Origin of the sequence: Psychrobacter sp. CLB018, assembly GCF_041222815.1 — a bacterium.
In the GTDB taxonomy this organism is placed as follows: Bacteria; Pseudomonadota; Gammaproteobacteria; order Pseudomonadales; family Moraxellaceae; genus Psychrobacter; species Psychrobacter faecalis.
The window spans coordinates 1,308,253-1,322,434 of record NZ_CP166085.1 but is presented as its reverse complement, the minus strand read 5'-3'; the positions used below and the strand labels follow the sequence as shown (position 1 = coordinate 1,322,434).

12 protein-coding genes are annotated in these 14,182 nt (G+C 42.7%); 5 read left to right on the top strand and 7 right to left on the bottom strand.

Translation table 11 applies throughout. The annotated features are described in order from the left end of the window. Position 1 precedes the first annotated feature (1 nt). The 4 genes from AB8P72_RS05650 to AB8P72_RS05635 all read right to left on the bottom strand — a co-directional run bounded on the left by AB8P72_RS05650 (position 2) and on the right by AB8P72_RS05635 (position 5,503). Positions 2 to 1,723, bottom strand: coding sequence for a fatty acid--CoA ligase (locus AB8P72_RS05650; RefSeq protein WP_305935349.1), 1,722 nt, complete (start codon positions 1,721 to 1,723; stop codon positions 2 to 4). 65 nt (positions 1,724 to 1,788) lie between these two features. Then, positions 1,789 to 2,991: a 3-oxoadipyl-CoA thiolase gene (locus AB8P72_RS05645; protein ID WP_313493964.1), complete on the bottom strand. Its 1,203-nt coding sequence runs from the start codon at positions 2,989 to 2,991 to the stop codon at positions 1,789 to 1,791. Between the two features lie 77 nt (positions 2,992 to 3,068). After that, positions 3,069 to 4,661, bottom strand: a complete 1,593-nt coding sequence (locus AB8P72_RS05640) for a 3-hydroxyacyl-CoA dehydrogenase (protein ID WP_369958197.1) — start codon at positions 4,659 to 4,661, stop codon at positions 3,069 to 3,071. A gap of 65 nt (positions 4,662 to 4,726) precedes the next feature. Then, complete coding sequence (locus tag AB8P72_RS05635; RefSeq protein ID WP_369958196.1) at positions 4,727 to 5,503, bottom strand: enoyl-CoA hydratase; 777 nt, start codon at positions 5,501 to 5,503, stop codon at positions 4,727 to 4,729. Between the two features lie 357 nt (positions 5,504 to 5,860). On the opposite strand from AB8P72_RS05635, the gene AB8P72_RS05630 reads away from it, so the two are divergent. The 3 genes from AB8P72_RS05630 (at position 5,861) to AB8P72_RS05620 (ending at position 9,477) form a co-directional block, all read left to right on the top strand. Next, positions 5,861 to 7,015 (top strand): acyl-CoA dehydrogenase family protein, encoded by a 1,155-nt coding sequence (locus tag AB8P72_RS05630; RefSeq protein WP_068407388.1) that lies wholly within the window; start codon positions 5,861 to 5,863, stop codon positions 7,013 to 7,015. Between the two features lie 155 nt (positions 7,016 to 7,170). Beyond that, a complete protein-coding gene (locus tag AB8P72_RS05625) occupies positions 7,171 to 8,436 on the top strand; it encodes an MFS transporter (protein WP_369958195.1) in 1,266 nt (421 codons plus the stop codon). A 195-nt stretch (positions 8,437 to 8,631) separates the two neighbouring features. After that, entirely contained in the window at positions 8,632 to 9,477 is an 846-nt protein-coding gene (locus tag AB8P72_RS05620; protein WP_306495740.1) for an IclR family transcriptional regulator, read from the top strand. Positions 9,478 to 9,721: 244 nt separating this feature from the next. On the opposite strand, the gene AB8P72_RS05615 is transcribed toward AB8P72_RS05620, so the two are convergent. The 3 genes from AB8P72_RS05615 to AB8P72_RS05605 form a co-directional block, all read right to left on the bottom strand. Beyond that, the gene (locus AB8P72_RS05615; protein ID WP_369958274.1) at positions 9,722 to 9,892 is read right to left on the bottom strand and encodes a hypothetical protein; all 171 of its coding nucleotides are present in this window, start codon (positions 9,890 to 9,892) and stop codon (positions 9,722 to 9,724) included. A 496-nt stretch (positions 9,893 to 10,388) separates the two neighbouring features. Then, the gene (locus AB8P72_RS05610; RefSeq protein ID WP_068407396.1) at positions 10,389 to 10,529 is read right to left on the bottom strand and encodes a transposase; all 141 of its coding nucleotides are present in this window, start codon (positions 10,527 to 10,529) and stop codon (positions 10,389 to 10,391) included. A 103-nt stretch (positions 10,530 to 10,632) separates the two neighbouring features. Further along, positions 10,633 to 11,436, bottom strand: coding sequence for a helix-turn-helix domain-containing protein (locus AB8P72_RS05605; RefSeq protein ID WP_068407399.1), 804 nt, complete (start codon positions 11,434 to 11,436; stop codon positions 10,633 to 10,635). A gap of 342 nt (positions 11,437 to 11,778) precedes the next feature. On the opposite strand from AB8P72_RS05605, the gene AB8P72_RS05600 reads away from it, so the two are divergent. Continuing rightward, the gene (locus AB8P72_RS05600; RefSeq protein WP_369958194.1) at positions 11,779 to 12,771 is read left to right on the top strand and encodes a proline racemase family protein; all 993 of its coding nucleotides are present in this window, start codon (positions 11,779 to 11,781) and stop codon (positions 12,769 to 12,771) included. A gap of 124 nt (positions 12,772 to 12,895) precedes the next feature. After that, on the top strand, positions 12,896 to 14,143 hold the full coding sequence (locus tag AB8P72_RS05595; protein ID WP_369958193.1) for an NAD(P)/FAD-dependent oxidoreductase: 1,248 nt from the start codon (positions 12,896 to 12,898) through the stop codon (positions 14,141 to 14,143). The last annotated feature ends 39 nt before the right edge of the window (positions 14,144 to 14,182 follow it).

Sequence of the window (14,182 nt, the reverse complement as noted above, 5' to 3'; positions counted from 1 at the left end):
ATTAAATCAGTTTTTCTGCGAACATCATTCGCATTCTTTTTTTATCAAGCTTACCCACACTGGTTTTTGGCATTTCTACTAAAAACTTGATTTCACTTGGCACGCCATACTTTGGTAAATGGCCTTTTTCTACGGCTTGATGGCCTAAAGCTAAAATGTCATCCGCTTTGGTGTCTACATATTCAGGTTTTAAAACCACTAATGCTAAAGGTCGTTCGCCCCATCTTTCATCTGGCACTCCAATCACGGCAACATCAGCGACACTCGGGTGAAAGGATAAAATGGTCTCAACTTCAAGCGAGGATACCCACTCACCACCAGACTTAATCACATCTTTTAATCGATCCGTAATGCTTAGAGTACCGTCAGAGGAGATAGAGGCGATATCTTGAGTATGCATCCAGCCACCGCGCCATAGCTCATTACCAGCATCTGAGTTTTTGAAATAGCTTTGAGTAAGCCATGGTGCTCGAATCACAAGTTCCCCTGTCGACTCACCATCCATTGGTTGTGGCTTGCCATTCTCATCCCAGATTTCCATTGAGACGAGCATAATCGGTGAGCCAGACAGACAACGATAATTAAGCTGCTCTTTCATTTCCATCGAGTCAGTTTTATCATCAAATACCGCTCTCGATAGCACAGGACACGATTCTGACATGCCAAATCCAGACATAAACTCAATACCGCTTTCAATGGCCGCTTTAGCCAAACCTTCATTCAGCTTTGAGCCACCGAGTAACAACTTCAGACCATCAAACTTACGTCCTCGTGCGGCCATCTCTTTTAATAGCATTTGTAAAATCGCAGGAACACCATGTGAAAGCGTAACTTTGTGCTGCTCAATTAAATCCACCAACATTGGGGCTAGATAGCGTCCTGGGTATACTTGCTTAAGCCCTATCATGGTTGCCCCATACGGCCAACACCATGCATGCACATGGAATAATGGCGTCATTGGCATGTACACATCATTGTAGCGAGCGCCTTGACCTTCGGCGTTTAGCGCGGATGCTAGTGTACTCGCCAGCGTCTGTAATACGATCTGTCGATGGGTAAAGAAAACCCCTTTTGGATCTCCCGTCGTGCCACTGGTATAAAATGTGGTGGCGATGGTGTTTTCATCAAAATCTGGAAAGTCGAACGCATCGCTGGCCGCCGCTAGCATGGCTTCATACTCACCTTCGACATAATCTGGCATGCTAGCTTGCTCAGTTTTTGTACCGTTTTTTGTATCGTCTTCGCCATACTTAGCATCATCAAAGCCAGTATCATCGAGCCAAATAATCTTCTCAATAGAAGGCGCTTCATGACGGTAATTTTTCGCCATTGGCTCAAATTCAGCATTTAAGAGCAAGGCTTTGGGTTTGGCGTGGTTGATGGTATACAGCACTTTATCTTCGGCCAAGCGTACATTGACCGTTTGTAAAATCATGCCAGACATCGGCACAGCAAAATACGCTTCAAGGTAACGATGACTGTCCCAGTCCATAACCGCAACCACGTCACCTGCTTGCAACCCCATGTTTTTAAGGACGTTTGCCAAGCGATTAACCCGCTTAAAAAATTCAGCATAGGTATAAGTGACCTTATCGGCATAACTAATGGTTTGATCAGTAGAGGCAATTCTTGCACGGTTTAGCAGCTGTTTGATAATCAGAGGAAAACCATACGCTTCTTGAGCTTGCTGGTAGTCCTCATGTTGGTTGAGTATAGAAGTCATTATTGTCGTCCTTGATAATAAATTAGTATGGCGAGGGCAGTAATAGTAAAGGTAGCTTAAAATGCTTACACTCGTTCTATCACCATGGCAAGCCCCTGCCCAATGCCAATGCATAAACTGACCACCGCGTATTTTTCGCCCGTACGCTGTAGCTCACGCGCCGTACTTAACGCAATTCTTGCCCCTGATGCACCCAGCGGATGTCCGACAGCAATCGCACCGCCATTAGGGTTGACACGCTTGTCATCAAAGTCAATTTCTAGACCTTTTAGACAGCCGAGTACTTGCGAGGCAAATGCTTCATTAATCTCAATGATGGACATATCATCAAGGGTCAAATCAGCGCGTTTCAATGCCAGTTTGATGGCTTCAACAGGTCCTACGCCCATAATATTAGGCTCAACACCCATGGCACCAGATGAAAGAATCTGGGCAATAGGCTTAAAGCCCAACTTTTCCTCCGCCTGCTTAGAGCCAATAATCAGCGCAGCTGCGCCATCATTAATACCTGACGCATTGCCTGCTGTGACGACACCTTCGTTGTTTAAAGGCTTAAGTTTTTGTAACGCTTCAACAGTAGAGCTGGCACGAGGATGCTCATCATCCAATATCGCTTTTTCTGGCAGTTTTTTACCTTGCGATACCATAATGGGCGTTATTTCATCGTCGAAAAACCCAGCTTGTTTGGCTGCTTGGTACTTAGCTTGTGAGGCTGCTGCGAATTTGTCTGCTTCTTCTCGAGTGATACCGTATTTGCGAGCGACATTATCACCCGTTTGCGGCATGCTATCGCTACCAAACTGTTTTTCGATGATAGGATTGGGGAAGCGGCTGCCAATGGTGGTATCAAATACTTTAAATTCACGACTAAAAGGCGTTTCGGTCTTAGCAAAAACAAAGGGTGCGCGGGTCATTGACTCAACGCCACCTGCTAAAAATATATCCCCCTCATTACAAGTAATACTACGAGCGGCATCGATAATGGTCGATAGTCCTGAAGCGCATAAGCGATTGACGGTTTGACCGGGTGTTTTGACATCTAACCCTGCTAGCAGCGCAGCATTACGGGCGATATTGCGTGAGTCCTCACCGGCTTGATTGGTATTACCAATCAATACTTCATCAAAGATATCGTTAGGCAGTTGGTGCTTTTCGATTAAATTCTTTATCACTGTAGCGATCAAATCATCAGGACGAACCGTGGCTAATGCCCCTGCGTGGCGACCAAAAGGACTTCTTAATCCATCATAAATATAGGCATCTAACATAACTGTTCCTTGTTGTGTTCTCAGAGTTTCTTTTATTAAAATATATGGTTTAGTAATATCGTTAAATAACTAGGTCATTAGCGTGAATACTTGCTCTGCTGAGTAAATAGCGAGATATCCAGCTTAGCGCGGCGTTGTAACCATGGGCTTGGACGGTAACGCGGATCACCCGTTAACCCATAAATGCGTTCTAAAATCAGTAAAATTCGCTTGGCATCAAGCTTATTCCCCCATGAGATAGGGCCATACGGATAACCCAATCCAATCTTAACGGCATTATCGATATCTTCAGGAGACGCAATACCTTGCATCGCAATATCACAGCCTAAGTTAATTACCATGGCAATGACTCGCTGCGCCACAAAACCCGTGCTTTCGGTAATTAGTGTGGCATCGACAGCAACATTTGAACCCTCATCCGAGCTTTTATCGAATTTATTACTTCTACCAAATAGGGCATAAGCTTGCGCTATAAAGTTATCTTGCGTGACGATACTTGGCATCAACGTACGATGCTTGGATAAGTCAGTCAGCATATCGATGGCAACCGCTTGTTTAGGATTAACCTGATAGCGGATAGCTGCATTGGTGGTATCGTCACCATAGATAGCCAGCAATATTAAGCTGTCAGAATTTGGTTTCTCGTTATCGTCGATAGTAATACCATTAGCGTTTAGATAATCAACCAGTTGTTGTTTATCTTCTGCTAAATCCGCCCCAATCCAAACTGAGATGTTTGAGATATCGGAATCTGTCTTAAAAGGTAATTGTTTGGAAGGATCTACTGTTACTTTTTGACCATCTTGTTTTTTATTTTCTGTGTAGTAATAAAAGCCTTCACCGACTTTGCGGCCAAGCTTTTTTCCTATTAGCATTTGACGGGTTAAGGGATGCGGACGATAGCGAGGCTCAGAATAATACTGGTTATAAATGGACTCCATAACTGGATGCGATACGTCGATACCAGTGAGATCAAGCAGCTCAAACGGTCCCATTCGAAAGCCAGCCCCTTCACGTAAAATACGATCGATATCCTCAAAACTAGCGACTCCCTCGCCTAGTATTTTTAAGGCCTCCGTGCCATAAGCTCTGCCGCCATGATTGACAATAAACCCTGGGGTGTCTTTTGCCACTACCCCTAAATGCCCCATGCGTTTGGCTAAACTTGTAAGTGTCTCGACCACTGAAGGCTTGGTTGAGATACCCGGAATCACTTCAACGATTTTCATTAAAGGTACTGGATTAAAAAAGTGAAATCCAGCTACGCGCTCTGGGTGCTCACAATCGGAGGCAATCGCGGTCACTGCTAGTGATGAAGTATTGGTTGCCAAAATCGTCTCGGCACGGACAATGCTTTCTAACTGTTTAAACAGCTGTTGTTTTATTTCTAAATTTTCGACAATCGCTTCGATTACGACATCTACCTCAGCAATTTTAGCTATATTTTCAATCACGGTCAGATTGGCTAAAGTAGACTGTAGCTGCTCATCGGTGAATTTACCTTTGGCGGCCAGTTTTTCTAGGGTCGCTTGAAGGGATTGGCGTCCTTGCTTAGCAGATCCTGCCTTGGCATCAAATAAAAGTACTTGAATGCCCGCTTGCGCTGCGATTTGGGCGATACCCATACCCATAATGCCTGTACCAATAATGGCCAATGTGTTCAAGGTCATAATAATCCTTTATATGCTCTCGTTTTGAAAATTGATTTAGCTATGCCTATGTTTGTCTCAACAAGCTACTGTCCTTTGTATTCAGCACTACGTTTTTCCAAAAAAGCTTTCGCCCCTTCTTTTTGATCTTCTGTATCAAATAAAATCTGAAAGGCTTTACGCTCTAGAGCCAATGCGGCTTGTAGCGGCATGTCCACCCCGAGATTGGCAACTTCTTTGATTTGAGTTAACGCAATAGGCGAGTAACCTGCGAGTTGTTCAGCGATTTCAATAGCACGATTAATAGTCGCTTCATCTTCGACCACTTCAGAAACCAATCCCATTTGATCCGCTGCATCAGCACTTATCATGTCGCCCGTTAATATCAGCTTCATGGCTTTATGTTTGCCAATCACGCGAAACAGCCGCTGCGTGCCTCCTGCTCCTGGCATCAATCCAATTTTGATTTCTGGTTGTCCAAACTTAGCCGACTTACCAGCGACGATGATGTCGGCATGCATAGCAAGCTCACAGCCGCCGCCAAGGGCATAACCATTGACCGCTGCAATAATCGGCTTACGGCAATTGGTGATGGCATCCCAATAACGTTCGCTATGACGGAGATACACATCAACCGTTTTTGCGGTTAAGAAATCATTAATATCAGCGCCCGCGGCGAACACTTTGTCACCGCCCGTCAGCACAATAGCTTTAATCTGAGGGTCATCGTTTAATTGGATAAAAATTTCTGCCAGTTTCTGACGTAATTCGGTATTTAAAGCATTTCGAACTTTAGGACGATTAAGCCTTATCACGCAAACGCCATTTACTTGCTGCTCAATTAAAATTATTTGCTCTTCCATGATGCCATCCTTTAAATAGTGTCCTTTAATTTAAACAGTGCCCTTAAGCAAAATACTGCAATTCTTAAAAGCAAAATACTGCAATCCTTAAAACACCTTAAAATTGTGTAATTAATACCGCATAGCGATATCTAGTGCCAATATATACTGTTTATTTCCATTTGTGAAGAGAAAAACCCAGTTAAATTCAGAAATAAACCCTAAGTCAAAGATATATACTCTTAATAAATACCGCATTGCGGTTTTTTAAACCAAAAGTATTGTAATTTAATAAACTATCCATTATGCTGTTTGTTCGAATTAACCATAAAGTCCCTATTAGCAATATTAGATATTATTTCAACAAGGAAGAACTACATGATTAGAGATAAGGAAGTACTCGACCATATCGTCCAAACTGTTCGTCAGTTTGTAAACAACCAGTTGATACCGAAAGAAGATTGGGTAGCAGAAAACGACCGTCTGCCAGAAGAGATCATCAGCCAGATGCGTGAATTAGGGCTGTTTGGACTGACCATTCCCGAAGAGTACGGCGGGCTTGGCGTTACTATGGAAGAAGAAGTCACACTGGCATTTGAATTGGGACGCACCTCACCCGCTTTTCGCTCATTAATAGGGACAAATAACGGTATCGGCTCATCTGGTCTTGTGATTGATGGCACCGAAGAACAAAAACGAAAATATCTACCAAGACTTGCCAGTGGTGAAATCATCGGCTCTTTTTGCTTGACCGAACCAGAGTCAGGCTCAGATGCTGCCTCACTCCGAACCACGGCTATTAAAGATGGTGACAACTATGTACTTAATGGCACCAAGCGTTATATAACCAATGCTCCTCAAGCCGGTATATTTACCGTCATGGCACGCACTGACCCCGATAATAAAAGGTCGGGCGGTATTTCAGCATTTATCGTCGAGAGCGATACCCCTGGTATTACGCTTGGCAAAATTGACAAAAAAATGGGGCAAAAAGGCGCTCATACTTGTGATGTGATTTTTGATAACTGCGTCGTTCCTGCTAGCGCTTTGATAGGTGGTGTCGAGGGTGTAGGTTTCAAAACAGCAATGAAAGTCCTTGATAAAGGGCGCTTACATATCGCCGCCGCAAGTACCGGAGCAGCTACTCGAATGCTAGATGATGCGCTACGTTATGCTGTCGAACGTAAGCAGTTTGGGCAACCGATTGCCAACTTCCAGCTTATTCAAGCGATGCTTGCTGATTCAAAAGCAGAGATTTATGCGGCCAAATCTATGGTATTAGATGCTTCACGCCTGCGCGATGAAGGTAAAGACGTCGTTACCGAGTCGTCATGTGCCAAGATGTTTGCCACTGAAATGTGCGGCCGCGTCGCTGATAGAGCGGTGCAAATTCATGGCGGTGCTGGTTATATCGCCGACTATGGTATTGAGCGCTTTTATCGTGATGTGCGCTTATATCGTTTATATGAAGGGACTACTCAGATTCAGCAAATCATCATTGCTCGCAATATGATTAAAGAGGTGAGCGAGTAGTTTTCACTTATTTAAATGCTAGTTATTTGATTAGTAACAGGTATTTACATTATTAAAGCGTACTCATGTATTTGCTGGGATGCAGATACCTGAGTAACGTCACTATACCCATATGCTCATAGTCTTTTACTCTCACAAAAATAAGGATATAAATTGTGAAAAGTGCCGCTATAATTTCAAATCCGAGCTTAATTCCTGTGCAAAAACAGCCTTGGAAATTGGCCTTCTTTTTTTGTTTTTTAGTTCTATTATGCGATGGAGCTGATATTGGTATTCTCGCCTTTACACTTTCAAGTATAAAGCTAGAATTTGGGTTGACCAATGTACAAGCGGGTGCTTTAGGCAGTTGGTCCTTATTTGGCATGGCCATCGGTGGGTTTTTCGGTGGTTGGGCCTGTGACCGTTTTGGACGAGTACGTGTGATCGTGCTTGCGACAGCACTCTTCTCCCTTCTTTCTGGCTTTAGCGGATTTGTGCAAAGCTATGAGCAGTTTGTAGCATTAAGATTCACCGCTTGTTTGGGTCTTGGCAGCTTATACATTGCCACCAATACCTTGATGTCTGAGATGGTACCTACCAAACATCGAACGACGGTACTTGCCGCATTGATGACAGGTTTTACCTTAGGATCTTTGGTTATTACCAGCATATCAGCTTGGATTATTCCAAGTTATGGTTGGCGCACACTATACCTGTTAACGTTTTTACCTATTACTCTATCTATAGCAATGTATTTTCTTATACCTGAACCAAACTCTTGGAAAGCGGCACACGCTCTTAAACTCAGTGGTGCAAAAGACTCTCTTCAAAAACCTGAAAATCCTTATAAAGCCATATTTGAAAATCCCAAACATCGCATCATGTTCATCTTATGGTCAATGAGTTCAGGTCTTTTACTATTTGGCTATTTCGGAGTCAGTAACTGGCTACCTTCTTACCTAGAAACTGAATTGGGTATCAAGTTTAAGGAAATGGCTCTATATATGGCAGGTACATATCTAACCATGATGTTTGCAAAAGTGGTGGCAGGCTTTGTAGCTGATAAAATTGGTCGCAAGATAGTTTTTGCTTTCGGTACTATGGGCACGGCGCTCTTTATCCCAGTATTAGTATATTTCCATACTCCTGAAAATATCGGTTGGCTTATGTTAACCTTTGGTTTCCTATATGGTATTCCTTATGCTATCAACGCTACCTATTTAACCGAGAGTTTCCCTACTGCTATTAGAGGAACTGCTATTGGTGGCGCATTCAATATCGGACGATTAGGCTCAGTTATCGCCCCTGTCGCTATTGGTTATATGGCTATGCAAAACTCTATCGGCGCAGGTTTATTACTGATGGCAGGTGCGTACTTCTTATGTGGTCTTATTCCAACCTTATTCATTAAAGAACAACAGTACGACCCACAAAAGGCGTAATATTATCCAATATATATACCGCATAGCGAAATAGCTTATAATACCTGTGCTAAGAATTTAATGGCATCTTTAATATAGTATTATTAAAGATGTCGACTACTATCAGCTTAGAATCCTTTTTTTGATTATAAAGTACGGAAAATAGTGCGTTTACTATCATATTTATATTAACTTAATTGAGATTAAAAATAATATATGACAACTAAAAACCTAGTGGATGAAGGCACTAACAATACAACGCATATTGAATTGCTAGAACCCATTGCAGAGATGAGAGATCAAAATGATAGACAGTTTGTCACGGCATTGGCTCGAGGACTTGAACTACTGCGTTGTTTTACTCCGCAGCGTCCATATCTTGGCAATCAAGACTTAAGTCAATTAACAGGGCTTCCGAAAGGCACAATCACTCGTCTTACGTATACATTGGTTAAGTTAGGATATTTAAAACAATCGGCAAACAGTAGTAAATATCAACTCTCTGTAGGCGTAATGGGATTTGGCTACACAATGATGGCGAATATCTCTATCAATAATCTGGTCACACCGTACATGGAAGAGCTTGCAGATTATGCTAACAGTGCCGTTGCTATGGCAACTCGTGATCGCCTGACGATGGTATATCTAAATGTCGTACAAAGCTCAAGTACGACTACGATGCGGCGTAATGTTGGCTCATACTTACCTATTCATTTAAGTTCAATGGGAAGAGCCTGCTTGGCCAGCATGCCGCAGGCAGAGCAAGAATTCATCCTTGATGCCATTCGTACTAAGCATAAAGATGATTGGCTAAAGATTAGGCGAGGACTGGACAAAGCCTTTAAAGATTATGAAGATTATGGGTACTGCTTCTCGATTAGTGAGTGGCAAAAAGACGTCAATGCAGTTGCTACGGCCTTGATGCATCCTACTGAGGGTTTACTAACTTTTAATTGCGGCGCACCAAACTTTGTCCTTAGCCGTGACAAACTAGAGGAAGATATCGCACCTCGTCTGTTGCATATGAAAAATAATATAGAAGATAATCTCTACATTATCTAGAACGCATCATCTGTAATCCCTATTAATATTTAAATAAAAGGTAATGTTCGAAAAAGAATTTTGGAGTGCTACAAAGGATATAGCGCCTGCCATAGAGAAACTTGGAAGATTTTGATTAAGTAGGCTGTGTAGTAATCAACTAATTTAAGACAACTAATAAGAGATTTTTATTAAAGTAGCGTTCCTCTTTTTATGCTGGTGGCAAATAATCATTAAAGCGGTGTGGTATCACTGTAGTGGTCAACTAATTTAGGACACCTGATAAGAGGTTTTGATTAAAGTAACGTCTTTCTTTTTCAGCCGGCGGTAAATAATTATTGAAGCTGTGCGGTCTCACCGTTTGGTAGTAGCCCCAGATATAGTCGCTAATAGCATTTGATGCTTCAGCTATATCCTCGAAGCCGCCCTTTGGCATCCACACAATTTTAAAGCTCCTGAAGAACCTTTCAGTTGGGGCGTTGTCCCATGAGCGAGGTTTAGCAAAGCACTGCTTTGCCCAAGTGCAAGACGAAGAGCTGTGCCCATAGTGGATTACCACGACGCCTGATACTTTGTGTCATACCCTTACAACTTGCCGCGGATTCAGCGAATTTCTTGCTGGTATAATAGGTTCCCTGATCGGAGTGAAATAACACAGCACTGGGTCTGATTCTACTTTGATATGCTATCTGCAACGCATTAGCGGTCAGCACACTGTCAGAAATTCTGGCACGGCAAATCTCACCACACGACGAGCGTACAAGTCTAAAACGACGGCTAAATAACACCAGCCACCTTTGTTACGGATATAAGTCACATCATCCGTGCAAACTTGATGGGACGCTGTTGGGCTAAAGTTGCGAGCTAGGATATTGTCATGCGTTTTATGAATTGCCAGCTGTAGGTGCTTGGTCGTTCATTTCTTGTCGATACTAGATCAGCCATTTCTGAAAGGTAAATTTGCCTATCCTTAAGGAATCGGCCACGTCAGGTATTTTACGTTTTTGATCAACGACTAAACTAATAGCTTCAAGCTTGAATTCTCGGGTATATTGATTGCGTTTGCTGGTCATACTATGTTCATTCTTTGAGTTAGCATAACTTCTTAGTAGCTATCCAATTTAATGGTACTACTACACAACCCTATAATATGATACGAAAGAAAAACCTTGGTCACTATATTTTAAAATGCATCTTACGAAACTTAATAGGTGACATTCCAGTAAATTGCTTAAACTGCCGACTAAAAGCACTATGATCACCATAACCACAATTTAAAGAGATTTGCGTCACTGTGAGCTTATGGTCTGCCAAAAGACGAATCGCATGCTCTAAACGAAGTTTTTGTACAAACTGAATCGGCGACATATTAAGTACTGCCTTAAAAGTACGCTCTAGTTGTGATTGACTAAGATTCGCCAGCGTCGCTAAATGCACAATATGAATCTTTTGATCAATGTTGTTTCGTACATACTCCTCTACACTTGCCAAGCGAGCGTGCTTACGCAATATTCGCTCATTATCTTCATCGATATCGACCGATATGCCCACCATTGCTACAATACGCCGTTCTGTATTATATACCGGTAGCTTTTGCGTGATACACCACCCTAGCTGTCCAGAAGCATAGCTATGTAACTCCAGTCTATCAGTAATCTCCCTGCCCTCTTTCAGCACTTTCATATCCTGATTAAGGTAATCTTTGCCTTGAGGCTCTGAAAACACTTGCTCTGAAGTTAGCCCTACAAGTTCTTTTTTATCTTTGAACCCACTACGTTTAATCAGTGTCCTACTTACTAATTGATAACATGCTTGGCTGTCTTTCACAAAAAATACCGTGTTCGCCATAGTATCAAGCAAAGGTATTAATAATGATACGTTACCAACAAACTCCTGCAAGTTTTTTGGTCGATAAGCCTGTAGCTGTTTTGACAATCCATTTGTCGGCTCTCTTAACGATAGCATTTGCACATTTTCCATATAGCCTCTCTTGGGCTCTCCTGCTAAACCCTAAAAACATTTTAAAGAAACCTTATTACCATTTAGGCTCTGTACATAAATACTTCATTAGAAAAATAAACTTTAAAATCATTTTACCCTGAGCTTCCCTAGAGCCTAATAACTATTTAGCACGTTAGGTAAATAACATATGACCTTTATACCGTTATATCGCTCTATAACCTATGCAGAAATGCGCATTTATTCATGGAAAAACAACAAGCCCCCTTTTACGAAACGGGGCATTCTATATCTATGCACTATTTATTAATAATTAAGTGCTACGAACACACCTTAATTCATGGATGAATCGGGAAGTTAATTATGTCTGCCATACTTTTTAATTTTAAAATCATTGATTCGCACACTGGCGGTGAGCCTACTCGCATGGTGTACGAAGGCTTCCCAAACCTTAGTGGGTATACCATTCAAGAAAAACTCCACGACTTTAAACAAAACTTTGATCATTTACGCCAAAGCATCATTCTAGAACCACGTGGCAACGATGTACTTGTTGGCGCTTTACTGTGTGAGCCCACTGACCCTCGCGCCAAGGCTGCCGTTATTTTCTTCAATAATTGTGGCTATTTAGGTATGTGTGGTCATGGCACTATCGGTGTAATTGCCTCACTTGCTTATCAGAAAAAGATTACTCCAGGCGAGCATTACCTTGAGACAACTGTTGGTTTGGTAAAAGCTACTCTGCATGAAGACGGCAGTTGTAGTGTACAAAATGTAGCTTCTTATCGCTACCAAAAACAAGTCGCAGTTCAAGTCCCGAATATTGGCCCTGTGTATGGAGATATCGCTTGGGGCGGCAATTGGTTCTTTTTAGTGAGTGAGCATCCTCAAGCCATCAAAGCGAGTAATGTCCAATCGCTTACCCAGTTCAGCTTACAAATCAAATCTGCACTTCATGAAGCTGGCATTACTGGCGCTAATAATGGCGAAATAGATCATATAGAGCTGTTTGGTCAGAGTGAGCTCGCCAGCGCCAATAGCAAAAGCTTCGTTTTATGTCCAGGTGCCGCTTATGACCGTTCTCCTTGTGGGACCGGTACCAGTGCCAAATTAGCTTGTTTGGCAGCGGATAACCTATTAGCTCCTGGGCAGACTTGGGTTCAAGAAAGCGTTATCGGTAGTATATTTAGCGCCAGCTATCAACCTGCTGAAAGGCTTAGCGAAAATCAGTCCGTTTCTCACCCTTATCCTGACAATACTATCATCCCTACAATTCGTGGTTATGCTCATGTCTGCGCAGAGACCTCTCTAATTGTCCAAAATAGCGACCCATTTAAATGGGGTATATCTTTATAACAGTATAGATTCTTTTACAAACCTCTTCTAAGAGATATTTACAAGATTTTTAAGTAGGGACTAAAAGCAGTATTAGATCGAGCAAGACGCATCATATTAATAATCACAAGGAAGTGAGAGCAGCATGGGCAATCAAGAGTTTGATTTACATATTATCGGTGGCGGTATCATTGGCTTATGCGCTGCCGTTAGTCTGCAAGCTCGTGGAGTGCAAGTCGCTATCCTAGAAGCTGATAAAATCGCCCGCGGAGCCTCTTATGGCAATGCCGGTCATATTGCCACCGAGCAGGTCTTTCCTATTGCTGATGCCAATATATTGCAGCATGTACCAGCCATGTTATTAAACCCTGAAGGACCGCTACGCATAGACTGGCGCTACCTACCACGCTTAATGCCATGGGCTTTTAAGCTGCTATTGAATATGCGCTCAGAACCTTTTGCGCAGAGCCATCAAGCACTCTTAGCTCTCAATAGTCAAAGCCTACAAGCTTGGCAGGATTTTGCCGATAAATGGCAATTAACATCCTGGATTAAGGTACAAGGGTCTTTATTAACAGTCGAAAAGAACACTAGCCTGTACGAATTGAAAGCACATGGCCATCGTCTCAATGACCTTGGAGTGAATAACGAACTACTCTCTCAATCGGCTCTCTTAGACCTTGAGCCTGAGTTAAAAGATAACCAGTTGGGCGCTTTGCTTTTCCCAGAGACCGGACACATCACTAACCTCGAAGCCATGGCTCAGAAATTAACTGATACATTCAAAGAGCTTGGTGGTCGAATCTTTGAGAACTGCCGTGTTTTGGGTGCGAAAGTGACGGCCGATAGCATCACTTTAACGACGGCCAACCGACAAATTAATGCCAAAAAAGTCATGCTAGCGGCAGGCGCGCACTCTAAAGTTTTAGCCAAACAGTTGACGGGCATCTCAGTTCCTCTCGATACGGAACGTGGTTATCATCTCATGCTGCCTAACGAAGCCACACGCTTAACCCTACCCGTTTCAAGTATGGATCGTCGCTTTATCATGACACCAATGGAAACCGGGCTACGCTTAGCGGGCACAGTAGAATATGCAGGGCTCGAGGCTCCAGCCAATATGAACCGGGCGCAAATGCTGCTAAAGCAAGCACAAGCAATGATAAAAACCCCGCTTGATAGTCAAAATAGCACGCAGTGGATGGGGTTTAGACCCTCGACCGCCGACTCGTTGCCCATTATCGACAAGTGCGGTTCCGTTCTTTTAAATTTTGGTCACCAGCATCTGGGATTGACACAAGCCGTCGTCAGTGCCGATATGATCACGGCTTTATATTTTGGTGAGACTCCCGCTATAGACCCTACTTCTTATCGTTTAAATCGTTTTAAATAATTCAAATTTTACCTCTATGATCACTCATAGAATTTTCAC